The organism is Pseudomonas sp. PSPC2-3, assembly GCF_049898265.1.
Taxonomy (GTDB): Bacteria; Pseudomonadota; Gammaproteobacteria; order Pseudomonadales; family Pseudomonadaceae; genus Aquipseudomonas; species Aquipseudomonas veronii.
This window is the reverse complement of sequence record NZ_JAFCXJ010000007.1, coordinates 99275-121369: the sequence shown is the minus strand read 5'-3', so window position 1 is coordinate 121369 and position 22095 is coordinate 99275. Positions and strand designations below refer to the sequence as shown.

17 protein-coding genes, 2 other RNA genes and 1 pseudogene are annotated in these 22095 nt (G+C 59.4%); 7 read left to right on the top strand and 13 right to left on the bottom strand.

The features are described 5' to 3' along the window. Positions 1 to 27 precede the first annotated feature (27 nt). Both ACP7E3_RS17045 and ACP7E3_RS17040 read left to right on the top strand, forming a co-directional pair. A complete protein-coding gene (locus ACP7E3_RS17045) occupies positions 28 to 789 on the top strand; it encodes a substrate-binding periplasmic protein (protein ID WP_426123789.1) in 762 nt (253 codons plus the stop codon). Positions 790 to 840: 51 nt separating this feature from the next. Next, positions 841 to 1212, top strand: coding sequence for a VOC family protein (locus ACP7E3_RS17040; RefSeq protein ID WP_426123787.1), 372 nt, complete (start codon positions 841 to 843; stop codon positions 1210 to 1212). Here the strand turns inward: ACP7E3_RS17040 and ACP7E3_RS17035 are convergent. Beyond that, entirely contained in the window at positions 1126 to 2091 is a 966-nt protein-coding gene (locus ACP7E3_RS17035; RefSeq protein ID WP_108524733.1) for a DMT family transporter, read from the bottom strand. The two genes, ACP7E3_RS17040 and ACP7E3_RS17035, sit on opposite strands and share 87 nt — an antisense overlap. A 102-nt stretch (positions 2092 to 2193) precedes the next feature. Here ACP7E3_RS17035 and ACP7E3_RS17030 point away from each other — a divergent pair, with 102 nt between their 5' ends. Next, positions 2194 to 3063 (top strand): LysR family transcriptional regulator, encoded by an 870-nt coding sequence (locus ACP7E3_RS17030; protein ID WP_201021434.1) that lies wholly within the window; start codon positions 2194 to 2196, stop codon positions 3061 to 3063. A gap of 7 nt (positions 3064 to 3070) precedes the next feature. Here ACP7E3_RS17030 and ACP7E3_RS17025 read toward each other — a convergent pair whose 3' ends face one another. The 3 genes from ACP7E3_RS17025 to ffs (ACP7E3_RS17015) all read right to left on the bottom strand — a co-directional run bounded on the left by ACP7E3_RS17025 (position 3071) and on the right by ffs (ACP7E3_RS17015) (position 5050). Then, positions 3071 to 3661 carry a hypothetical protein gene (locus ACP7E3_RS17025; protein ID WP_426123784.1) on the bottom strand — a complete coding sequence of 197 codons (591 nt, stop codon included), beginning with the start codon at positions 3659 to 3661 and terminating at the stop codon, positions 3071 to 3073. A gap of 1 nt (position 3662) precedes the next feature. Further along, entirely contained in the window at positions 3663 to 4709 is a 1047-nt protein-coding gene (locus tag ACP7E3_RS17020; protein ID WP_108524739.1) for an N-acetylmuramidase family protein, read from the bottom strand. Positions 4710 to 4953: 244 nt separating this feature from the next. Further along, positions 4954 to 5050, bottom strand: an RNA gene (ffs, locus tag ACP7E3_RS17015) — signal recognition particle sRNA small type. 208 nt (positions 5051 to 5258) lie between these two features. On the opposite strand from ffs (ACP7E3_RS17015), the gene ACP7E3_RS17010 reads away from it, so the two are divergent. The 3 genes from ACP7E3_RS17010 (at position 5259) to ACP7E3_RS17000 (ending at position 7846) form a co-directional block, all read left to right on the top strand. Beyond that, complete coding sequence (locus ACP7E3_RS17010; protein ID WP_169865467.1) at positions 5259 to 5726, top strand: hypothetical protein; 468 nt, start codon at positions 5259 to 5261, stop codon at positions 5724 to 5726. A gap of 114 nt (positions 5727 to 5840) precedes the next feature. Then, entirely contained in the window at positions 5841 to 7022 is a 1182-nt protein-coding gene (locus tag ACP7E3_RS17005; RefSeq protein ID WP_222935745.1) for a DUF4236 domain-containing protein, read from the top strand. 323 nt (positions 7023 to 7345) lie between these two features. Continuing rightward, positions 7346 to 7846: a BRO-N domain-containing protein gene (locus tag ACP7E3_RS17000; RefSeq protein WP_169865465.1), complete on the top strand. Its 501-nt coding sequence runs from the start codon at positions 7346 to 7348 to the stop codon at positions 7844 to 7846. 482 nt (positions 7847 to 8328) lie between these two features. Here ACP7E3_RS17000 and ACP7E3_RS16995 read toward each other — a convergent pair. Next, a pseudogene (locus tag ACP7E3_RS16995) lies at positions 8329 to 8406 on the bottom strand (hypothetical protein); the annotation flags it as partial. A 226-nt stretch (positions 8407 to 8632) separates the two neighbouring features. Here ACP7E3_RS16995 and ACP7E3_RS16990 point away from each other — a divergent pair. Continuing rightward, positions 8633 to 9004, top strand: coding sequence for a type II toxin-antitoxin system Phd/YefM family antitoxin (locus ACP7E3_RS16990; protein WP_169865463.1), 372 nt, complete (start codon positions 8633 to 8635; stop codon positions 9002 to 9004). Positions 9005 to 9320: 316 nt separating this feature from the next. On the opposite strand, the gene ACP7E3_RS16985 is transcribed toward ACP7E3_RS16990, so the two are convergent. The 8 genes from ACP7E3_RS16985 to smc form a co-directional block, all read right to left on the bottom strand. Next, positions 9321 to 11282: a hypothetical protein gene (locus ACP7E3_RS16985; RefSeq protein ID WP_169865461.1), complete on the bottom strand. Its 1962-nt coding sequence runs from the start codon at positions 11280 to 11282 to the stop codon at positions 9321 to 9323. 40 nt (positions 11283 to 11322) lie between these two features. Further along, positions 11323 to 11703: a hypothetical protein gene (locus ACP7E3_RS16980; RefSeq protein WP_169865459.1), complete on the bottom strand. Its 381-nt coding sequence runs from the start codon at positions 11701 to 11703 to the stop codon at positions 11323 to 11325. Positions 11704 to 12025: 322 nt separating this feature from the next. Further along, the gene (locus tag ACP7E3_RS16975) at positions 12026 to 13432 is read right to left on the bottom strand and encodes a tyrosine-type recombinase/integrase (RefSeq protein WP_426123781.1); all 1407 of its coding nucleotides are present in this window, start codon (positions 13430 to 13432) and stop codon (positions 12026 to 12028) included. An 81-nt stretch (positions 13433 to 13513) separates the two neighbouring features. Then, positions 13514 to 13610: signal recognition particle sRNA small type (gene ffs / locus ACP7E3_RS16970), an RNA gene on the bottom strand. Positions 13611 to 13743: 133 nt separating this feature from the next. Continuing rightward, positions 13744 to 14913, bottom strand: coding sequence for a zinc-binding metallopeptidase family protein (locus ACP7E3_RS16965; RefSeq protein WP_057003816.1), 1170 nt, complete (start codon positions 14911 to 14913; stop codon positions 13744 to 13746). Between the two features lie 117 nt (positions 14914 to 15030). Then, positions 15031 to 17397 (bottom strand): NAD-dependent DNA ligase LigA, encoded by a 2367-nt coding sequence (gene ligA, locus ACP7E3_RS16960; protein ID WP_128192308.1) that lies wholly within the window; start codon positions 17395 to 17397, stop codon positions 15031 to 15033. Between the two features lie 86 nt (positions 17398 to 17483). Further along, complete coding sequence (gene zipA, locus ACP7E3_RS16955; protein ID WP_017845234.1) at positions 17484 to 18347, bottom strand: cell division protein ZipA; 864 nt, start codon at positions 18345 to 18347, stop codon at positions 17484 to 17486. Positions 18348 to 18606: 259 nt separating this feature from the next. Continuing rightward, positions 18607 to 22095 carry a chromosome segregation protein SMC gene (gene smc, locus ACP7E3_RS16950; protein ID WP_426123778.1) on the bottom strand — a complete coding sequence of 1163 codons (3489 nt, stop codon included), beginning with the start codon at positions 22093 to 22095 and terminating at the stop codon, positions 18607 to 18609.

Below are 22095 nucleotides of genomic sequence, written 5' to 3'. Positions count from 1 at the left end.
CCGAAAAGGCCTGAACCCGGAGAGTGTATGCGCGTAGTCCTGGGCGCCTTATGGATGCTCACCACCGCCAGCCTTGCGGCGCCCGCACCGTTGCGTTTCTCGGTTTCCGACAGTTGGGCGATGCCTATGGTGCAAGTGGAGGACGGCCAGCCCACCCAGGGTATTTTGTATGACCTGATGTCGAGCCTGGCCACCCAGGTCGGCCGCCCGGCCGAGTTCCACGTACTGGCGCGGGCACGCATTGCCGCGGCCATGGCCCATGGCGACATCGATGTGCGCTGTTATGTCGCCCAGGCCTGGCTCGACAACCTGTCTGGCGACTACCTCTGGAGCCTGCCGTTGCTGGTCCAGCGCAACGTATTGGTCAGCGTCCGCAACCAGCCGGTGCAATTGGCCCGGCTGGCGCCGCAGTCGATCGGAACGGTGCTCAATTACCGCTACCCCACGCTCGACCCATTGTTCGCCAAAGGCCAACTGAGGCGCGACGACGCCCGCAGCGAAGAACAAGTGCTGCACAAACTGGTGGCCGGGCGCTTCAAGTATGCGGTGAGCAATGAATGGATCGTCGACCGCTTCAACCAGCACCTGCCGATGGAACAGCGACTGCACAAAGTCGCCATCATCGAGGAGCAAAGCCTGGGCTGCGCCGTGCGCAACGACCCGGACCTGCCGGTGCAACAAATCCTGCGCACCCTGCTGCGGATGAAGATGTCAGGCGAAATCGACGACATCATCCAACTGTACACCGACGAAAACGCCGTGCCCCTGCACGCTCCTGACAAGAACTGACAGCGCCGCCTTTTAGACTGGGCTCAACCACCCCGTCCTCAAGGAGCCTCCATGAACGCCGTCGCCCAATACTTCCTGCTGTATGTCGACAGCCCCGCCACCAGCGCCAACTTCTACAGCCGCCTGCTGGACAAGCCACCGATTGAATTGAACCCGACCTTCGCCCTGTTCATTCTCGATAATGGCGTCAAGCTCGGCCTGTGGTCGCGCCACAGCGTAGAGCCGGCCACCCAGGTCACGGGCGGTGGCGGCGAATTGGGTTTCCCCCTGCCCGACAACGCCGCCGTGGATGCCCTGCATGCCCAATGGCTGGCGCGGGGCGCCACGATCATCCAGTCACCGACCGCCCTGGACTTTGGCTACACCTTTGTCGCCCAGGACCTCGACGGTCATCGGTTGCGCGCGTTCTGCATGAGCAACTGAGCCGCGCCGCCAACGGCCTTCGAGGCTGATGGCCGCCACACTGGCGAGCACGATCATCGCGCCGAGCATCACCTGCCCGGCGACGTGCTCGCCCAGCAATATCGCCGCCATCGCCATGGCCACCGGCGGAATCAAGTACATCGCCACCGATGCACGGCTGACCTCGACATGCTTCAACACATAAGCCCAGGCCAGGTACGCCAAGGCACTCGGGAAAATGCCCAGCACCAGCACCGCCAGGTTTTCCGGCCAGGGCGTCTGCGCCACGGCGGCGGGCAGGCCTGGCAGGTTCACGCAGAGCATCAAGGTGCCCGACCACACCATGTAGCACGCCAGGGTCAGCGGGCTGTAGCGGTGGGCACAGTGTTTCTGGATGGCGAAATACACGCTCCATGACACCGCCGCCAGCAGGATCAACAGGCCACGCGGGTCGATGTCGCCCACGCCCTGCTCACCCCAGATCACCACCAGCACGCCAAGCAACCCCAGTAACACACAGCTCCAGCGCCAGACACTGACCCGCTCCCTCAAGCCAAAAAACGCGATCAGCACACTGAACAGCGGCGCCGACTGCGCCAATACACTGGACGCCGCCGCCGTGACCCATTGCTGCCCATAGTTGAGGCAAGTGTGATGCAGGAACACCCCGAAAAAACCCAGCACCAGCAACCACGGCACATCTCGCAGGCGCGGCCGACCGATATCCAGCACCAACGCGACGCCGCCCATAAACACCGAGGCAATCAAAAACCGCAGCAACGCCAGTTGACCCGGACTGTAGCTGCGCAGCCCCATGTGTACGCCAATCGGCGAATAGGCCCAGCAGAGGATCACGCTGGCGATGACTAGCGTAAGCTTTAGGCGTGACGGGGAATTCATCAACGGCATCCAGAAACAGAGAAGGAATGCCGCCAGTCTTGGCCGGGTCACGCCGTAGGACAATTAAGCGTTTCTGACTTCTGAAATCAGTGGAACTGAGCAATGGAAATGGCCCAACTGAAGATGGTGCGAGCCGTGGCGCAAACCGGCAGCGTGGCTCAGGCCGCGGCGCAATTGCATTGCGTGCCGTCGAACATCACCACGCGCATCAAACAGCTGGAAAACGAATTGGGCACGCCACTGTTCATCCGTGCCGGACGCGGGCTGGCGATCAGCGCCGCCGGTGAAATCTTCCTCGATTACTGCGAGCGCATCCTGGCCCTGGTGGACGAATCCAAACGCGCGGTGGACGCCAACGCTATCCCGCGGGGCACCTTGCGGATCGGCGCAGTGGAGTCCAGCGCCAGCGGCCGCCTGCCACCGCTGCTGGCGGAATACCATCGACGCTACCCCGACGTCAGCCTCGAACTGGTGACCGGCGCCTGGGGCCAACTGCTCGACGACCTGCAACACCACCGCCTGGACGTGGCGCTGGTGGCCGCCGGCAACAAACGCTCCAAGCTCGAACACAGCGTGGTCTACAGCGAACGCCTGGTGCTGATCGCCAGCGCCTGCAGCGCACCGATCAAGCGTGCCGAGGACCTGGCAGGGCGTACCCTGCTCGTCTGGCCGCCTGGCTGCCCTTATCGCGCCGCCTTGGAAAACTGGGTCAAGCCCCATGACTTCAAGCCGACCATCGCCAGCTATGCCAGTTGGGGCACGATCATCGGCTGCGTCAGCGCGGGGATCGGCGTGGCGCTGGCGCCGGAGGGCATTCTGGCGCGCTATGAGCAGGCCAATCAGCTGGCGTCATACCGGTTCGAAGAACTGGCGGCCGTGGATAACCTGCTGTTCTGGCACAAGGACACCCAGCGACATCTGGCCCGGGATGCATTCGCCGGGCTGCTGCGCGAAACCTTCGGCCAACCCTGAGCGAACATCAGCTTTTCGGGGCAGCCAATCGCGCGTACTGATCCTGGCTGATCCAGCCGATGAACGACCGATCCTGAGCATTGACGAACTCGACCTGGGCCCAGCCGTCCTTGAACGCCAGCACGCCGACCACATCCCCTTTGACGATATACGCACGCTTGGCCGCCTTGGCGCCCGGGGTCGTCAGCAAGTAGGCCTTGTCGGCGGACACGGTCACCAGGCCGATCCATGGCTTGTTGGCAGTCTGGCTCAGGTCCAGGCCGGTGGCGATTTCCGGCATCAACACACTGACGCAACCGGGATGCTGACGACCCTGTTCGACGGTCAGGGTCACGCCGTCGGACGAAGGCGCCACGCTGCCGGGGTAGGCATCGTCAAGCCAGGTGGTCAACGCGTCGGGCTGGCCTTGCAGGTAGAACGCGCAACCACGGGTCACGCCCTCGCCCAGTTCTTCGGCGTAGAAACCTTCGACCTGATGCTCGGGCGTCACCGCCAGCATCAACCCTTCGTACTTGCCCGAATGCAACACAGCGGAACCGGCGAATACCGGCGCCACGGCACACCACGACAACACACCCATCGCGAGATAACGGATCATCTTATTTTTTCCTCTCAAGTGCGTCGTAGGCTTTTTTCATGAGGTCATCATAGTTGCCGTAGTCCTCGCCGTTATAGTTACGGGCCATGGCGGTAAAGTCTTTGGCTTTCATGGCTTTCATCAATGCCGGGCTGTGGCTGCACAAGGCGAGGAAAGCCTTTAGTTGATTACCGGCATTAACTTTTAATGCGGCAACGAACTCAAATACGCTTGTGTAACCGCATGCCGCGAAATTGAACCCCATGATCTGAAACATGCCCCATGACGCCGACATCAAGGCAGCTTCCTGATTCAGCGCAAATGCGGTGGCCATGGTTTCCCAGGCCTTGATCTGATCCTTGTTATTGACCTGCCACTGCGGCCCGGCCTTTCTGACGTAGGGGTACGACAGCAACGGGTGCGCCTGGTCGTAGATACGCTTGGTGTACTTGCGAAACTGGTGCCCCTCAAAGGCGATCACCGGCAACTTGGCCGGGCCGAACCCGGAACGCCCACCCGATTCCACGGTGGCAAAGGCCCTGATGATATTGACGGAAATACCATTGCCCAACTGCGTAGCGGCGTTCTGGAAGTCGCTATCGCTCAGGGTCATGCCCCCGTCGCACGTGGCCTGAAGTATCAACTGCCGATTGCGCCGCTCGGCCTCGACCATCGCGCGCATGCGGTCCAGGTACACATTGACCGTGGCCTGCACCGCATCGCCGCTGTTGCTGCCGAACACATTGAGAAAGCTCGGGATACGCATCGTCGGGAAGGCCTTTACCGGCACCTTCACCGCTTCCTCGATCAGGCTGTTGAACGTGCGGCCGGTGGGGTCGATCACGCCATCGGGATGGGCGTACTTGAGATGGCGGAACTGATACTGGCTGATGCACTGCACCAATTGGCCGTCGCACTTGCCGTTTTCAGCCAACGGAAACCCCATCTTGGGGATGATCAAATTGAATAAATACTGAATGCACTGAACATCGGCGGGCAAGTTACGGGCTTTACCGGGCGCGCCAACTGAAGCACTGATAAGACGGGGTAACCCTTGCAGGCTTTTCATCACAGACATCCTTGTTAGTTAAAGAAGTGATAGCACTTCAATATCAAATCAGCACCATTGTCATACTCTGAAACAAGTGGCCGGCGGAAACTAACAAGGTGCTTTGAGGTTGTCCAGCAGGGCTTTTTAACGGTGTGGAATAGCCGTCATACGCTGCGCAGTAAAACAACGGCAGATGACTGAAAAGAAGCTGGAAGGATGTGAAACAGAAGAGGTACGGCAAGGAGGAGCGTTATGGAGGCAACCCCACCAGCCACACCCCGGCACACAATGTTCCCGCTGTGGCTGCTGCCTTCCGGCTCTGACCAGGTTCACGGGTAATCGTTGCGGGGGGACCGATGGGGTCACCATCCTAGAGCTTCCAAGCAATGCTCTGTACGATTCTTCACCATCACGCGGATGCGAATTTGGCGTCATTGTAAGGCGTGTGAAGGGATGACGCGCAAGCCATTTGTATCACCCATTTGCCTCCCTTTTGTACCACCTGAAGGCGCCTACCAGGCCCAACTAAACGGCGTGCAGCCCGTTTCGACCAATGAGGAACAAGCTATGAATACCCCAATGCTTGAGGAGCGTGACCGAGAAGCAGAGCAGCGGGAGAACAAGGAGGCGCGTGCAAGAGCTGAGCATTTCGCGGAGTTGCTGGCGCCCTACCTGGCCGCCCAGTTCGGTTATAAGCGCAACTATGTGACGTTGGGTCTGGGGACTACGGTAAACGCAAGGACGCTCAAATATGACCTCTACCTTCGAGTTACCCCGCAGAGGGGGCAATGGACAGGACACAACTGCTTAGTCATAGCCCGGATAGGCTTCACACCTACTCGTAAAGGCCACGGACGGCGCTTCATGGCGTTCCTGGTGGAGTGCGCAGAGCGCGTCGGGTACAGCAACATCGGTATCGAGTCGACCAATGAAGATTCGGAGGCGTTTGGGGCAAAGTTTGGGTTACAAAGGCATCGTGAAGGCAACGACTTAATCGGCACCGTGGAGGAAATCAAAAGGCGCATTGCCGAATGAATCCGCTACTCCTGGGCGGTTGAATCCTTCTTGCGGTGGCTTGCTAAAAGCGATTGGTTTCCGCAGTCTTGCCCAAGGTCACAGACGGTGGCAAAACGACAGGGATAGTTAGTCATGGCGATGCGATTCAGGAAATCAATCAAGCTGGCTCCAGGTATACGAATGAATTTGAGTGGGGCTGGCGTTGGTTGGACGCTCGGCCCACGAGGCGCGTCTGTAGGGATTGGCAAACGAGGAGCCCGCTTAAACACCAGCTTCATGGGCATTTCCAGTAGCCAAAAACTCTCTGGCCCTTCGCGTAGCACCAAACCAGCCGCAACCAAGCCTGCATCCACGTTTGTTTCTGTGACATGCAGTCTACATGACGACGGGAGTCTTACTTTCCAGGACGCGGCGGGAAATGACCTACCGGAACATGTAATTGAGGCCGTCAAGAAGCAAAACAAAGACGCAATCCTTGCTGTGATTCAACGCAAATGCGACGAAATCAACGGCAACATTGACGCCCTAGGGACCATCCACCTGGACACCCCCAACTGTACTTCTCGGCCAGTGTTTGTTGAGGTACCTTTCGGAGAACCTGAGCCGGTCGCTCCCGCACCTCTCAAACCATCCCTGCTAGACAGGTTGTTCAAGAAACGGATGCTACGCCTTGAAGCGCGGAACGCTGAAATCCAGAAAAACTTCGCCGCTTACTACGACGACTGGTCAAACAACCGAGGAAATCATACCCAGCTAGAACGGGACAGAAAGCTCCTGATTAACGAGGGTATCTACACCAACACATCTGATATGGAGGCCTGGCTGGAGGACAACCTACAGGACATACAATGGCCCAGAGAGACCGCAATCTCTTTGGAACTGCTTGAGGATGGCCAGCTTGTGCTCCTGGATGTTGACCTGCCGGAAATAGAGGACATGCCATCATCTACAGCCAGCGTGCCCAGCAGAGGCTTGAAGTTGTCGGTGAAGGCGATGTCGACCACAGCCGTGCAGAAGCTTTATATGGCGCACGTCCATGCTGTTGCCTTCAGGATAATCGGCGAAACCTTTGCCGCCTTGCCCAAGGCAACCACAGTAGTCCTCTCCGGTTATTCGCAACGGCCAGGCAAGGCCACGGGGCGAATTACTGATGAATACCTTTTCTCTGTAAGAGTGAACAGAACGACTTGGGGCGACATTGATTTTGGGCGCCTGGCTGATATCGACGTCGTTGAAGCCTTGGCACGGTTCGACCTACGCCGGCAAATGTCAAAGACGGGGATATTCAAGGCCATAGATCCGTTCCATCAGTAGTAGGACTCCTTGCACTCCTGGGGCACTCAGGCGTGCAACCCGCAACGGCCCCCCCAACACTGTACGTCCGATCAATACCGAGGGGCGCGGTATGTGGAATCGGTCTTGCCCGTCGAACGCGTTGATTGCGCCCATAACCGCCTCCATTGCGTTCCAGCAATCCAGTGTAGCCAGTGATTCGCGCCGCAATGTAACCACGCACAGGCTGACGCAAAGATCGAGCAGGCCGAAGCCCTGGACGACCAAGCAACGGCCCTCCGCGACGAAGCAAAGGCGGCAACGCAAGCGGCCCTGAACATCCGTGTACTGGTCGGAGACGTCCAATGAGCCAGATGCAAACTTTCGGTTTCGGCCCGCTAGACGTCCGCGTCATCGAGCAGGAAGGCCAGCCGTGGTTTGTTGCCGGTGACGTATGCGAATGCTTGGGATTGAAGGCAGACGGCCAAAACCGCTCCTATCAGAACCACTACCGCCGCCTGGCCCTGGACGAACTGTCTTTAGGCTCGGTACGGCCTGCTAGTGGTCGGGGCACTGGCACGGTGAAGTTAACCAGCGAGTCCGGCCTTTACAAGCTGGTCATGCGGAGCAACAAGCCCGAGGCGAAAGCCTTCCAGGATTGGGTAACACGGGTAGTCCTCCCGACCATCCGCAAGGACGGCGCCTACGTCCTGGGCGAAGAAAAGGTTGCGACCGGAGAGCTGTCCGAAGACGAACTGGTCATGCGGGCAATGAACATCATGTCCAGGAAGGTCGACCGACTGACCCAGGAACGTGACCATGTCGCCGGAACAAGAGAACGGGGCAGTTGCCCACCCCGCCACTGATTAGAAATCGAACATCAACTGCGTCCAGGGTGGACTGCGGTAATGCTCACACACGCTTTCCCGCTGCCCATAACGAGTACGGCAGTAAGAGCTGACATGGACGGTCCGAAGATGCTGCGGTGTGCGACGTCGAATACGTCGGCGTTTCATATCTTTCATACTTCTCTCCATGGTGAAACGCCATGGCAAGAGAGCAGGAAATGTGCGCCAGCTATCCGCTAGAAATTATACGGTATTGTATTAGCATACCGTATAGCCCACACTTCCCCCACAGCCCTTGCCTATGGCACTGGTTGAGTCGCTGAAGGGCTAATTCTGCCAAGTCCTACCCCTTCAGCAACGCTGATACCCTGTCCCCTCAAGGGACGGGGTTTTTTGTGCCTGGCAATAAGCCAAACAGCAAAATCCTTCTGTTTTTAGATCGTAACTTGTCACTCTAGTGTTGGAGACCGGCGCCGCGAATAAGGCTGTCAGTGCATGTTGCGCATGGTAACAGCAAAGGTCAGCCAAAGTGCAGCCAGCCGGGCGCATCTTGAAAACACAACCGACAAACCGCCATGAAACAACACCCGAGTGACCTACTTCGACGGCGCCGCAATGAATTCGCGTCTGTTATGGCGAGTCAACGCCGGGAATAAACGCTCGTCCCCCTTTGCTTTTACCTTGGTCACATCATCTTCTGGCCCCGTTTCAGCTCAAACAGGGGGTGCAAGGTAATGCCGAAGTGTAAGGACATAGTGCGTTGGACCTGACGCCTGTGTAGAGCCTCGGGATGGGAATCCAAAGGTGTCGTTCTCAAAGCTGGTCACCGCCTTCCCTGCTACCATCGAACAACACGCACTGACCGGGGTTACACATCACTACATCGACTACGCGGAGCTGGAGGCCAATTTCGAGCAGTACGTCGAGCGGGCAAATAACGGAGAGGAAGTAGTCATCACCCGTGACGGAAAGTCGCTGGTGAAACTTGTCGCGTTCCAACCGGTGTTGCCACGCATTGGCGCCTTGAAAGGTCAATACACATTCGACACCAGTGCATCCAACGCGATGGATAAAGAAATCGAAGAGCTGTTTTATGCTAGTGATATATTTACTGAGGTCAGATCCGCCGCAGAATCAGGACCGGCCAAGTCAGGTGGTAGCGAAAACGACGGATAGTAGGCCGGCTTCGTGGGCAATGCTCGGCAGACTTTCCAACTATTGGCGAAGCAAGGCTGCCTCTCCGAAGTTGCGGCTGCATTGTTGAAGCAATTCGTCCAGGCAAGCCAGGAGCCGCTATCACGGTCATTTCCGACGATCAGTAAGTCGTGAAGGGGACTATAGGATGACTACCAGACTGGAGGTCTAGCGCTTGGAGTTTCCGGGTTTTCATTACGCGAACCCTCGAAGGCATCCTGAAGCGATTCACCAACGGCCATCCAGCAGATTGCGAATTCGTCATCAGCAGACCGAGGAGGCGGTAGGATGAATTCAATCAATAGCCATGTGACTCGCGGAATCCCTGATAATTGTGATACTCAATCCATTCCACCACATCGTAAGGAACGTAAAGCTGCTGCTTTGCGCGAGAGATTGCGATGTACACGGCACAAATCCTCTGATCGAACTCATAGGCATCCTTGAACTTCACGTTGGTAAGCAACTCAGGCGTCAGCAGGACCCGATTAAACTCCATACCCCCCGCCTCTTCTGCCATCATCAACATGCAGCGTTTACCAGAGCGGCCGACCATCCTGTTCAATCGGGTCAAATCAGCAACCTTAAAGCCTTTTTCCAGCTCGGCCTCCACCCATAGAAACGACTCATCGAACAGGTTGGCGTCCCGCACATGCTGCCAATCGGGCATGTCGCTGAAGTACGAGTGCGGCCCCATTTCACTGTGTTCAGGATTGTAGAAATCCGGCTTGAACAATGCGATAGCAGTGCTCATGAAATGCCTGAGATCGTCCTGTGCCTTTTTGTCCGACAAACTGAACGCGCAGTTGGAGTCGTGCAGGTGAATGGCCCACTTTGCCGTGTCCCAGGGGGACGCAGTCAGCACTACACAACCTTCAGGCGGCACGAAGCCCTCCGGATACATTTCGATACCAACATCAGCATTACGAGCACCTTCGAAGGGGACCTTACTCTTCTGAGAATGCAGGAATATCAAGGGATTGAGCAGTCGCTCGACATTGCGCCCTGAGCGCACGGAGTAGCTGACATTACTTTGCCGAACCTCACGCTTTCTTTGGACTTGCACACCGCCTGCTTGCTGATATTCGTCCCCCAGGGTTATCAACACCTGACGCCCCCGTTCGATAATCTGCAAAAGCGACTCGGGAACATCCTGACTTTCGTCAATGAGTACATGTGTATAGCGAGCAGGCACCATGCAGCCCGCGAGGCTCGCCCGCTTTATCATTAGTAATGCCTCGAACCCGGTCTGGCTGCCCCAACCTGGGTTTGCCTCAAGGTAACACCACAACCGGCTCGAATACTCAAGAAGCACCTTGGCATCTAGGCTGGACAAGGGTTGCTTAAAATGAGGCAGATGCTTGGCCGACAGACTATGTCCCCTGGAGCGACAAAAGCCTTCTATCACCTTGAGGCAAACATCAACGGTCCCCTGCGCATCGTGGCTATGAAAACCGAGGATATTCAGTTCCTCCGCCAGCGTCTGCTTGCCTGGGATCCTGCCGCGAGTAGTTGCGGGTTGAGTCCTAGGGAAATGCAGTAGCCTCTGCGCAAAGTTCCCGAACGTCCAACCTGCTTTCCTATCACGCGCTCCCCCCATGCGCTCATGAAGGGCCTCTAGTTTTCCAGGCGTATGCGCCAGTAATAACGTTTTTTCTGGCCGCAAATACTCCATCAAGGCACCGAGCATGTGGCTCTTGCCTATCCCCGCGTAACCCTGAACATGCAGGTCTTCGTCCAAATTTGCGCGAAAAATCCTGACCAACTTGTCTTGCGCAGCGCTCAGCCAACGCTCGCGGTGTATGGGTGTAACCACCTGCTCGCTGAATGGGTCGTTACTTCTACGATGGCGGACCTTGTACGCTACATCCCACTTACCATCTGGCAGCAGATAATCCTTCGCCGACACTTCATCAGCTAGAAGAAAGCGCAGATTCAAGCGTTTGACAGCGTTCAGACCGAAGTACAACTTCCGTGGATCGAACAACCGCTGCGCTTCTGATAACAACCCTGAAGCCGCTGACTGTCGTGATTCGACCGCCCACGCAATGAGTTTGGACAAAACGGTCTCAGCCGCACCAGAGCTGAGGTCTTTCTCTGCTGCCTGAGCTAGATTCTGGATGACCAACACCGCCGCCAGTTCTGGATCAGTCAAGGCGTTAAGTGCGCTTACACCCTCAATAGCCAACAAGCCAACACAGGTTTCCTCTGTGACGGGCAAGAACACAGGGCCAGATAAATCAAAATGTTCCGGGAGCATAAAACCTCATAGACAAGAAAGAACAGGACGCATCACAAGGTCAATCCCGGTCATACTCTTCGCTCATATCGGGGTCATCCTCTTCATCCTCCTCATCGGAATCAAAAGCCCACGGTGCAAGTCTTTCAACTACTCGCCTGACATCATTCTGAATGGGCAAAGCGCTACGGACGTCGTTAAGCCAGCCCAACTCAACCAACCTGGAGCGCACTAAAGAGATAGGCGCACCGAGATTGACACTTAAATCCACGAGTAACTGGTGCGCGGTGGAGATGTTGCAATGCTGATGGTCGATATAGATGATCCCGTGCCCGCGCCATTTGACATCGTGATGCTTAAGCAGCGGAACCAAATGGTCCGCCAAGGTTTCGGCCGCCATCCAATGCAATTGCGCAACTTTTTCTTCGCTCGCGTCACTCATTACTGGGCCCTCCCCTGAGGCAGGACTGGAAGCAATAGCCACCCAATGCGCCCGACACACCTACAAAGTCGATCCAATGTTCGCCCATCAACACAGCCCCCGTCACATCAACCAGTCTTTGAGACCCGATGCCTGTCATTTCAAACAGCCCATGCTTACCCCCCTCAACACTATACGCCAAGTTCAAGATCATCCTGTTCGACCGGGGGGGGTCAACAGAAAGGTGTACTCCAACGTCGTCGCTCAGGAAGCTAGTCGATGACAGCGAGGGCATCTGACAGAACACAAAAGCACATTTGAGCAGTATCCAACCAAAAGTGTTCTAGGACGGCTCAAGGGTCACCAACTCGATTACAGGCGCTAATACGTCAGGCCTGAAGTCCTTCCCATAGCGACCAAATGTGATCCCCCCGGCCTGATGCCCCAACACGCCACCCACAAGTGATTCAGCAATCCCTTTTTGTTTGAGGTGGTCAGCCAAGGTATGGCGAAAGCTGTGAAAGTCCTTCTTGGCAGCGTCATCGCGGAAGCCCAACTGTTCACGCACCCGAGTAAACCACTTCGACGGCGCGGCACTGTAACCATGCTTCTTATGGCAAGTAAGCTCTGGGAATACACGCTCGCTCCCCGCCTCTTTCACCCTTGTCACGTACTCTAAGAAGCCCAATGCCAAAAGCTTGGAATGTAACGGCACAAGTCTTTCGGATGACGCCGTTTTGAGCTTCTGGTCGGGCCTTGTAGCTCGTATGTGGATGCAGGCGATACCGTCTATGGTCACCACGTCGTCAGTGTAAAGCTGGCACAGTTCGTTGAGCCTAGCCCCCGTGTAGAGCCCTAGGAGCGGAAGCCAGTATTGATTTGGCTTAGGGCCATGGGCTGGCGCATAGGTGGACTTGTTAAACAACGCCTCCAAGTCATCAGCACTGAAAGCGCTTCGTTCCTCGCTGACCTTGCGCCGAATACGCACACGCAGACCATCGAACGGATTGCGACTGCAATAGCCCTCCCTGACCGCATACGAAAAGAAGGTCGTCAGGTTCTTCACGTAGTTGTTGAAGGTCGTAACGCTGATGGTCGTGGTCGCCTCCGCAACTGATTGCTCAAGGGGCTGGTCAGGCAGCTGATGAAGTCGCGGCGGAAGCTTAAGCGCCGTCTCCCGGAACAGGTGTGCGTCCTTCCGGGTTATCTGGTCGATGGGCATGTCGCCAATGATTCGGGTCAGCAGCACGGCGACCGCACGCTTGTCGTCCAGCGACTTCACCGCAACTCCCTCCCGGCGTTGCTGGACCAGTTGTTCATCCACCACAGCAAGGAAGCCAGGTGATTGCTGCACAGGCCCCTTTGCTATCACGGAAGGCGCGGCTGTGGGTGCATGTACGGCGACTGAGGGTGTTTCCCGTGAGACCTCAGGCGAAGGCATGGCGACGCCAAGCAACTGCTGCTGACGCAGCCACGACGCCCAACAAGCAAGGCGCTTCCCCCCAGCCTCCCAGGCACCGCGCAGAAGCTCAACACAGGGTCTATTCCCCTGGAACGCTTGCGTGAACAGACCTTGGACCTGGGCCAGAATGTCACGCCCACGAATCAGCGCCTCCCGCTTGCAACGAGTTTGCAGGGAGCGACGAATTTCTCTTTGGGGGAACAACGGGCGAATGACATCCGGCACCACGATTCGGAAGTAGTAGACCGAGTGGCGGGACAGCAAAAGGTAGGACGGGATGGTCGACACGGATGTATCACTCCTTGTACCACCGCGTGGCAAAGGGTGAAAAACCGTTAATAATCAATTACTTGAGCGTTATGGAGGCAACCCCACCAGCCACACCCCGGCACACAATGTTCCCGCTGTGGCTGCTGCCTTCCGGCTCTGACCAGGTTCACGGGTAATCGTTGCGGGGGGACCGATGGGGTCACCATAACGACGCTGGCCTCTCGGCAAGCCGCGCCATTGTACCGATCTGATCGGAAGTTACAACCGTTAGTGCGGGATTAAAAAATGAAGAGGTTCAAGCACTTGCCCTAACCGCCCGGATCTCTCCTTCATGCCTGTGCCTGCAGGGCCTCATCCGCCCTGCCGCCCTCTTCCTGGATGACCAGGTGAATGAAGTGCAGCTTGGCGATCACTGCCGGTGGCAGTACGAAGGGGTAGAAATCCGGCTGGCCCATGGCGCGGGACAGTTCGTTGAGCATGCCGGCCAGTTCGATCCAGGCGTTGACGAATGACAGGAACGCCGCGCCGCCGGGGTGTTCGGGGTCGTAGAGGGTGGTGCGGGGGAACGGCTGGTAATCCAGGTCCATTTCGCGGGCGCTCATGCCGAAGCCCAGGGCGGTGTCGACGGCGTCCATCATGTGCAGATAATGCGCCCAGGTTTCGGCCCAGTCTTCCCAGGGGTGCATGGTGGCGTAGGCGCTGACGCAGGTGTGGTGCCAATCCGCGCGCGGGCCGTTCTGGTAGTGCTGGTCGAGGGCGTCGGCGTAACTGGCGCGTTCGTCGCCGAACAGGTGGCGAAACGCTGGAAGCCAGTGGCTGTTGGCGATCAGCCGATCCCAATAGTAATGGCCGACTTCATGGCGAAAGTGGCCGAGCAAGGTGCGGTACGGCTCGCGCATCTGCACGCGGATTTTTTCGCGGTGGGCGTCGTCGGCTTCCTTGATGTCGAGGGTGATCAGGCCGTTGGCATGGCCGGTGGTCGGCGCATTGCCTTCCAGGTCGATGCCGACGAAGTCGAAGGCCAGGCCGTTGTCTTCGTCGACGCTTTTGGGCACGACCTGCAGGCCCAGGCTGATCAGTTGCGCCACCAGCCGGCGCTTGGCGGTCTCGACCTTGCCCCAGCGCTCGGGGTTTTCTGCGATCGACAGGTCGGGAATGGTGCGATTCAGGCTGCACGCCACGCACAGCGCGGCGGTGCTGTGGGCGGGAATCAGCCAGTTGCAGGCGGCCGGGCTGTCGAGGTTGGCGCAGCGGCGGAAAGCGCCGGCGTCGGGGTTGTCGTCCAGCAGCCAAGTGTCGGCGACCGGGCCCGCGTGCAATGAAGACAGGCGGCTTTGTTGCGGTGGGTAGCCGAGCAGCGCCGAGCAGGCCAGGCATTGGCTGTTGCGAAAGAACAGCGACTGGCCACACCGGCACTGCCAGACCTTGCTGTTGCGCGAGGATTCGGCCGTGAACGGTGCGGCGATGCGCGAACTGAGTTGCTCGAAGAAGCGGTACATGGCGATCTCTCCCGGGGTGACGAAGACTAGATCATTTCGCGCCCGGGATCGTTCCACTTTCTTCGAAGGGCCGCTTCGCAGCCCAGCGGGAGCAAGCGCCCGCACCACAAGAAGTTGTCAGACGGTGATGTTGTGCCGAGCCAGAAAGTCCACGAAGGCGTCTTCGTCCAGAACCTTCAGGCCCAGTTCGCTGGCCTTGGCCAACTTCGAACCGGCACCCGGCCCGGCCACCACGCAATAGGTTTTCGCCGACACCGAACCGGCCACCTTGGCACCGAGGCTTTCGAGCTTGTCCTTGGCCACGTCGCGGCTCATCCGCTCCAGCGAGCCGGTCAGCACCCAGGTGTGCCCCGCCTCCGGCAAACCTTCGATCACTTTTTTCGCGCTCTGCCAGTGCATGCCGAATTCCTCGAGTTGCTGCTCGATGGCCAGGGCACGCTGGGCGTGGTCGGGGTTATCGAAGAACTCGCGCACGGCCTTGGCCTGCTTCTCGGGCAGCGCCTGGCGCATATCGAGCCAGTCGGCCTTGATCACGCCTTCGAGGGAGCCGAACTTGTCCGCCAGTTTCTGCGCGGCGCCGGGGCCGACGCTGGGCACGTTGAGTTTGTCGAGCAAACCGCCGAGGGTGGTGCTGGCGGCGAACTCCGCGCTCAGGTCGCCTTGGTCCTGCAGTTGCAGGCCGCACTTGTCCGGCGCCAACAGCGCGCCGATCACGTCCTGGTTGTGGCGGTCTTCAAAGAAGCTGTGGATCTCGTGCGCCACTTCCAGGCCCACGTCCGGCAGGTACGTCAGCACTTCCGGCAAAGCGCGCTGCACGCGCTCCAGGGACGCCAGGGAGCGCGCCAGCACCTTGGCGGTCTCCTCGCCCACGTCGGGAATGCCCAGGGCGTAGATGAAACGTGCCAGGGTCGGCGTCTTGCTGTGTTCGATGGCGCTGATCAGCTTCTTGCTGGAGACATCGGCGAAGCCTTCCAGGTCGATGATCTGTTCGTACTTGAGCATGTACAGATCCGCCGGCGAGGCGATGAGTTTTTCGTCGACCAATTGCTCGATGGTCTTGTCGCCCAGGCCGTCGATGTCCATCGCCCGGCGCGAGACGAAATGGATAATCGCCTGCTTGAGCTGCGCCCCGCAGGCCAGGCGACCGACGCAGCGGTACACCGCGCCTTCGCTGACGGTTTCCTTGCCCTTGCTGCGCTTGACCAGTTGCGTGCGCTCGACGTGGGAGCCGCACACCGGGCAGCTTTCCGGAATATGCACCGCGCGGGCGTGTGCCGGGCGGCGCTCGGTGACCACCGAGACGACCTGCGGGATCACGTCCCCGGCGCGGCGGATGATCACAGTGTCGCCGATCATCAGGCCCAGCCGCGCCACTTCATCCATGTTGTGCAGGGTGGCGTTGGACACGGTCACACCCGCGACCTTGACCGGTTTCAGACGCGCCACCGGGGTGACGGCGCCGGTGCGGCCGACCTGGAATTCCACGTCGAGCAGCTCGGTCAACTCTTCCATGGCCGGGAATTTGTGCGCGATCGCCCACCGCGGCTCGCGAGCGCGGAAACCCAGTTCGCGCTGGGAGGCAATGCTGTTGACCTTGAACACCACGCCGTCGATTTCATAGGGCAGGTTGCTACGCCGCTCGCCGATATCGCGGTAGTAGTCCAGGCATTCCTGGATGCCCTTGGCCAGTTTCAGCTCATGACTGATCGGCATGCCCCACTTCTGCAACTGCTGCAAATTGCCGATGTGGGTGTCGCTGATATCCGCCGTCACCTGGCCAATGCCATAGCAGCAGAACTCCAGCGGGCGGCTGGCGGTGATTTTCGAATCCAGCTGGCGCAGGCTGCCGGCGGCGGCGTTGCGCGGGTTGGCGAAGGTCTTGCCGCCGACTTCCAGTTGCGAGGCGTTCAGGCGCTCGAAACCGGCCTTGGACATGAACACCTCGCCGCGCACTTCCAGGGTCGCCGGCCAACCACTGCCGTGCAGCTTCAACGGGATATTGCGCACGGTACGCACATTCACGCTGATGTCTTCGCCGGTGGTGCCGTCGCCCCGGGTGGCGCCGCGCACCAGTTCGCCGTTCAGATACAGCAGGCTGACCGCCAGGCCATCCAACTTCGGCTCGCAGCTGTATTCCACCGCAGCACCGCCGCCAAACAGGTCGCCGGCCGGCAGGTCGAGGCCTTCGGTCACCCGGCGATCGAACTCGAGCATGGTGGTTTCATCGAAGGCGTTGCCCAGGCTGAGCATCGGAATCTCATGCTTGACCTGGGTGAACGCCGACAACGCCGCACCGCCGACCCGCTGCGTCGGCGAATCACGCGTGACCAGCTCCGGATGCTCGGCCTCCAGGGCCTTGAGTTCCTGGAACAAGCGATCGTACTCGGCGTCCGGGATGCTCGGCTCGTCGAGGACGTAATAACGGTAGTCGTGCTGATCCAGTTCAGCGCGCAATTCGAGGATGCGGGTGTGGGCGGCGGTCATGGGTGTTCTCTCATAAAGCAAAAGAGCAGCCGAAGCTGCTCAAATGTTGGTGCGCTTATTCTATCGACAACGCTTGAGGCCAAACCTCAGCGTTTCTGTGTCAGGGCGCGACGCTCGAACTCGACGATGCGCTGACGGTAGTGTTCGATGGTCTGGGCGGTCAGGACGCTGCGCTGATCGTCCTTCAGTTCGCCGTTGAGCTCCTGGGACAGCTTGCGCGCTGCGGCAACCATCACGTCGAAGGCCTGTTTCGGATGACGCGGACCCGGCAGGCCGAGGAAGAAGCTCACCGCCGGGGTGCTGAACAGGTCGATGTCGTCCAGGTCGAAGGTGCCCGGCTTGACCGCGTTGGCCATCGAGAACAGCACTTCGCCATTACCGGCCATGCTTTCGTGGCGGTGGAAGATATCCATCTCGCCAAAGCGCAGGCCGCTTTCCAGGATGTTCTGCAACAGTGCCGGGCCCTTGAAGCCAGCGGCGTCGCGGCAGATCACGCTGATCACCAGGACTTCTTCGGCGGCCGGCTGATCGTTCACCGACTGGCGCGGCGCACTCTTGGCCGGGCTCTCGTCAGGGAAATCGTCATCGCGGCTGCTGAAGCTCGGGCCGTCGTCCACGCCCAGGTTCAGGTCGCCCTGATGCGGCTCGGCGGCGGCGGCACTGCCACGTTTGCCACGCTTGGAGGACGGCTCGCGGGCTTCGCGCACAGGGGCGCTCATGGACGGCAAGTCATGTTCGTCCAGTTGCGGTTCCTTGTGGGTATCCAGCACACGGGGCGGCCCCAGCAGCTCGGCGCTGCCGTCGTCGTCGGGCAAGTTGGACAGGTTGCGGTCCAGACGGAACTTGAGCTTGCCCTTGCCGCCGCGCATACGGCGCCAGCCATCAAAAAGAATACCGGCAATGACAATAATGCCGATGACGATCAGCCACTCGCGCAGACCGATTTCCATGTAATCCCGTGCCTCTAATAAAAAATGCTGAAAAATAAGGGGTTTAGCACCGTGCAAACCGCTTTAAAACGTGGCGCCAACTCTATGTTCTGACTGACGTTTTGCCCACGCATACGAAAAATTGACATTAAACTAGCACGACCAAAGATAACTTTACACCGTCTGTCAAAATGCCTTGAACAAATATGCCAATTTGCCACTTTCGTCAGACCGGTAAACCGCCCTACATCGCGCTGATAATCTTCGTTGCCGGCATGGCTCAGGAATCCACCATCGCCATCGCCTCTTCGACATCCACCGCCACCAATCGCGAACAGCCCGGCTCGTGCATCGTCACCCCCATCAACTGATCCGCCATTTCCATGGCGATCTTGTTGTGGGTGATATAGATGAACTGCACGGTCTGGGACATCTCTTTGACCAGGCGTGCGTAACGTCCAACGTTAGCGTCATCCAGTGGCGCGTCAACTTCATCGAGCATGCAGAACGGCGCCGGGTTCAACTTGAAGATGGCAAACACCAGGGCCAATGCGGTCAGGGCTTTTTCGCCGCCGGACAACAAATGGATGGTGCTGTTCTTCTTGCCCGGAGGCCGCGCCATGATCGTTACCCCTGTATCGAGTAGATCTTCGCCCGTCAGTTCCAAGTAAGCGCTGCCGCCACCGAAAACTTTTGGGAATAACGCCTGTAAACCGCCGTTAATCTGATCAAAGGTATCTTTGAAGCGGTTGCGGGTTTCCTTGTCGATCTTGCGGATCACGTTTTCCAGGGTGTCCAGGGCTTCCACCAGATCGGCGTCCTGGGCGTCCAGATAACGTTTACGCTCGGACTGTTGCTGGTATTCGTCGATGGCGGCGAGGTTGATCGCACCGAGTCGCTGGATACGCGCGGCAATCCGCTCAAGTTCTTCTTCGGCGTCTTTCTCGTTGGCCTGGGCGGTCAGGGTGTTGAGCACGCCGTGCAGGTCGTAGCCGTCTTCGAGCAGTTGGTCCTGCAGGGTTTTGCGGCGCACGGTCAGGGCCTGCCATTCCATGCGCTGTTGCTCGAGCTGGCCGCGAATCAGTTGGGATTGCTGCTCGGCCTGGGTGCGGCGTTTTTCCGCGTCGCGCAGTTCGCGGTCGGCGTCTTCCAGGGCGATTTGCGCGGTCTTGAGTTCTTCGTCGACGGTCATGCGCTTGTCGAGCAGTTCTTCGAGCTTGAGCCGCAACTCTTCCAGGGGCGCTTCACCCTCCTCCAGGTTGAGGCTCAGTTGCTCACGCTTTTCGGTCAGGCGCTCGGACTGCATCTCCAGGCGCTCCAGGGCCTGGCGCGTGGAATCGTGCTGGGCGCGCAGGGAGCCGAGGCGCACCGCCAACTGGTGGGCGTGGTCCTTGTGCTGGCGCGCTTCCTGGCGGACCCGGTCGAGGCGTTCGCGCAGGCTGTCGCGCTGGGCCAGCAGCAATTCGCGCTGCTCGGTGTCGACGGCCATGCTGTCGAGGGCTTCCTGCAATTGCAGGCGCGCCTCGCCGATCTGTTCGTGTTCGAGGGCGCGCTGCTCGCCCATCTCGGCCACTTCTTCGTCGAGGCGAGTGCGGCGCAGGGTCAGTTGCTCGACCTTGGCCTTGCTCGCCGACAACTGGGCTTTCAATTCGCCCTGCTGGCGCGCTTCGTCCTGCAACAGGCGGCGCAGGTGTTCGCGGCCGGTCTCTTGCTGGCGCTGGGTGGCGCGCAGGGTCTGCAGTTCGGTTTCCAGGCTTTCCAGGGTGGCTTCGCGCTCTTCACGCTCGGCGATCAGCTTGACGATTTCCTGGCCACGGGCCAATACGCCACTTTCCGCCTCACTGGCGCGGCGCACCCGCAGGAAGTGGCGGCCGACCCAATAACCGTCGCGGCTGATCAGGCTTTCGCCGGCGCCCAGTTGACCGCGCTGGGCCAGCGCCTGCTCCAGGGATTCCACCGGCTTGACCTGGCCCAGCCACGGCGCCAGGTCAAGTGCGGCCTCGACTTTATCCAGCAGGCTGTCCGGCACGCGCGCGCCATCGGCGGCGGGGCTGAGCAAGCGCAGATCGCCCTGGGCAAAACCGGCCAGGTCGAAGCCGGCAAAATCATCCACCAGCACCGCTTGCAGGTCGGCGCCGAGCACGGTTTCCACCGCCAACTCCCAACCGGCCTCGACCTTCAAGCCCTCCGCCAGACGCGGGCGTTCGGCCAAGTGCTGGTCACGCAGCCATTCGGCGGTGCCGGTGCCAGGGTCCAACGCGGCCTGCTGCAAGGCTTCGAGGGACGCCAGGCGCCCGTTGAGCCGCTGCAGATCGCCTTGGGCCTGTTGCTGGGCCTGGGTCGCCTGTTGCAGTTGCTGACGCAATTGCTCCAGGCGCTCCACTTGCTGTTCTTCGCTGGCTTCCAGCTCTTCGAGGGTCATTTCGCTTTCGGCGAGTTGCTCGCTCAGCTCCAGGATCGCCGCGTCTTCCGGGTCGGCGGCGAGCAGCACGCGCTCTTCCTGCAAGCGACGCTGGCGCTCGGCCAGGCGCTCCATGCTGGTTTCCAGTTGCTGGATGCGCGACTGCTGCACCTCAGCCTGGCGGCGCGGTTCGGCGGAGCGCAGGTTAAAGGTGTCCCACTGCTCCTGCCAGCCGTGCATGGTGGTCTCGGATTCTTCCAGAGTGGCGGCGGCTTCTTCGGCAGCAGCGCTGGTGATTTCCTGTTCGGGGGTGAGCATGTCCAGCTCTTCGCCGAGGGTCAGCAGCAAGGTGCGGTCGTGGCCGAGGTGGGACTCGGTCTCCAGGCGCGCGCGCTCGGCTTCCTTCAGATCGTCCTGCAACTGGCGCAGACGTTGCTGGCCGTGCTGGATGCTCTGCTCGACCCGGGCGATGTCGCCGCCCACCGAATAGAAGCGGCCCTGCACCAGATTGAAGCGCTCGGACAGGTCATGATGCCCGTCGCGCAGGCGCTCGATGCTGGCGTCGGCGTTGCGTTGTTCGGCCACCAGGGCTTCGAAGCTGATTTCCTGGGTGCCTATGATCGCTTCGCGCTGGCCGACCTGATCGTTCAGCGCCTGCCAGCGCAGGGCCGACAGTTGTGCCTTGAGCTGACGCTCTTCGCCCTTGTATTCCTGATACTTCTCGGCGGCCTGGGCCTGGCGGTGCAGGCGCTCCAACTGGCGCTCCAGCTCTTCGCGCAGGTCGGTCAGGCGGGCGAGGTTTTCATGGGTGCGGCGGATACGGTTTTCGGTCTCACGACGGCGCTCCTTGTACTTGGAGATGCCGGCAGCTTCTTCGATAAAGTTACGCAGGTCTTCGGGCTTGGCTTCGATCAGCTTGGAGATCATGCCCTGTTCGATGATCGAGTAGCTGCGCGGGCCAAGGCCGGTGCCGAGGAAGATATCGGTGATGTCCCGACGGCGACACTTGGTGCCGTTGAGGAAGTAACTGTTCTGGCTGTCGCGCGTCACTTTGCGGCGGATGGAAATTTCCGCGTAGGCCGCGTATTCGCCGACCAGGGTGCCGTCAGAGTTGTCGAACACCAGTTCGATGCTGGCCTGGCTCACCGGCTTGCGACTGGTGGAGCCGTTGAAGATGACGTCGGTCATCGACTCGCCACGCAGGTTTTTTGCCGAGCTCTCGCCCATCACCCAGCGCACGGCATCGATGATGTTCGACTTGCCGCAGCCATTGGGCCCGACCACCGCCGCCATGTTACTGGGGAAGTTCACCGTGGTCGGGTCGACGAAGGATTTGAACCCCGCCAGTTTGATGCACTTGAGCCGCAC

Bases quoted from the DNA above. Each gene is read 5' to 3' on its own strand.
- ACP7E3_RS17025 (WP_426123784.1), bottom strand. From the start codon at position 3,661: ATGATCCGTTATCTCGCGATGGGTGTGTTGTCGTGGTGTGCCGTGGCG.
- ACP7E3_RS16965 (WP_057003816.1), bottom strand. From the start codon at position 14,913: ATGTACCGCTTCTTCGAGCAACTCAGTTCGCGCATCGCCGCACCGTTC.
- ACP7E3_RS17030 (WP_201021434.1), top strand. From the start codon at position 2,194: ATGGAAATGGCCCAACTGAAGATGGTGCGAGCCGTGGCGCAAACCGGC.
- zipA (WP_017845234.1), bottom strand. From the start codon at position 18,347: ATGGAAATCGGTCTGCGCGAGTGGCTGATCGTCATCGGCATTATTGTC.
- ligA (WP_128192308.1), bottom strand. From the start codon at position 17,397: ATGACCGCCGCCCACACCCGCATCCTCGAATTGCGCGCTGAACTGGAT.
- ACP7E3_RS17005 (WP_222935745.1), top strand. From the start codon at position 5,841: ATGGCGATGCGATTCAGGAAATCAATCAAGCTGGCTCCAGGTATACGA.
- ACP7E3_RS17040 (WP_426123787.1), top strand. From the start codon at position 841: ATGAACGCCGTCGCCCAATACTTCCTGCTGTATGTCGACAGCCCCGCC.
- ACP7E3_RS17035 (WP_108524733.1), bottom strand. From the start codon at position 2,091: ATGAATTCCCCGTCACGCCTAAAGCTTACGCTAGTCATCGCCAGCGTG.
- ACP7E3_RS16980 (WP_169865459.1), bottom strand. From the start codon at position 11,703: ATGAGTGACGCGAGCGAAGAAAAAGTTGCGCAATTGCATTGGATGGCG.
- ACP7E3_RS17010 (WP_169865467.1), top strand. From the start codon at position 5,259: ATGAATACCCCAATGCTTGAGGAGCGTGACCGAGAAGCAGAGCAGCGG.
- ACP7E3_RS17045 (WP_426123789.1), top strand. From the start codon at position 28: ATGCGCGTAGTCCTGGGCGCCTTATGGATGCTCACCACCGCCAGCCTT.
- ACP7E3_RS17020 (WP_108524739.1), bottom strand. From the start codon at position 4,709: ATGAAAAGCCTGCAAGGGTTACCCCGTCTTATCAGTGCTTCAGTTGGC.
- ACP7E3_RS16985 (WP_169865461.1), bottom strand. From the start codon at position 11,282: ATGCTCCCGGAACATTTTGATTTATCTGGCCCTGTGTTCTTGCCCGTC.
- ACP7E3_RS17000 (WP_169865465.1), top strand. From the start codon at position 7,346: ATGAGCCAGATGCAAACTTTCGGTTTCGGCCCGCTAGACGTCCGCGTC.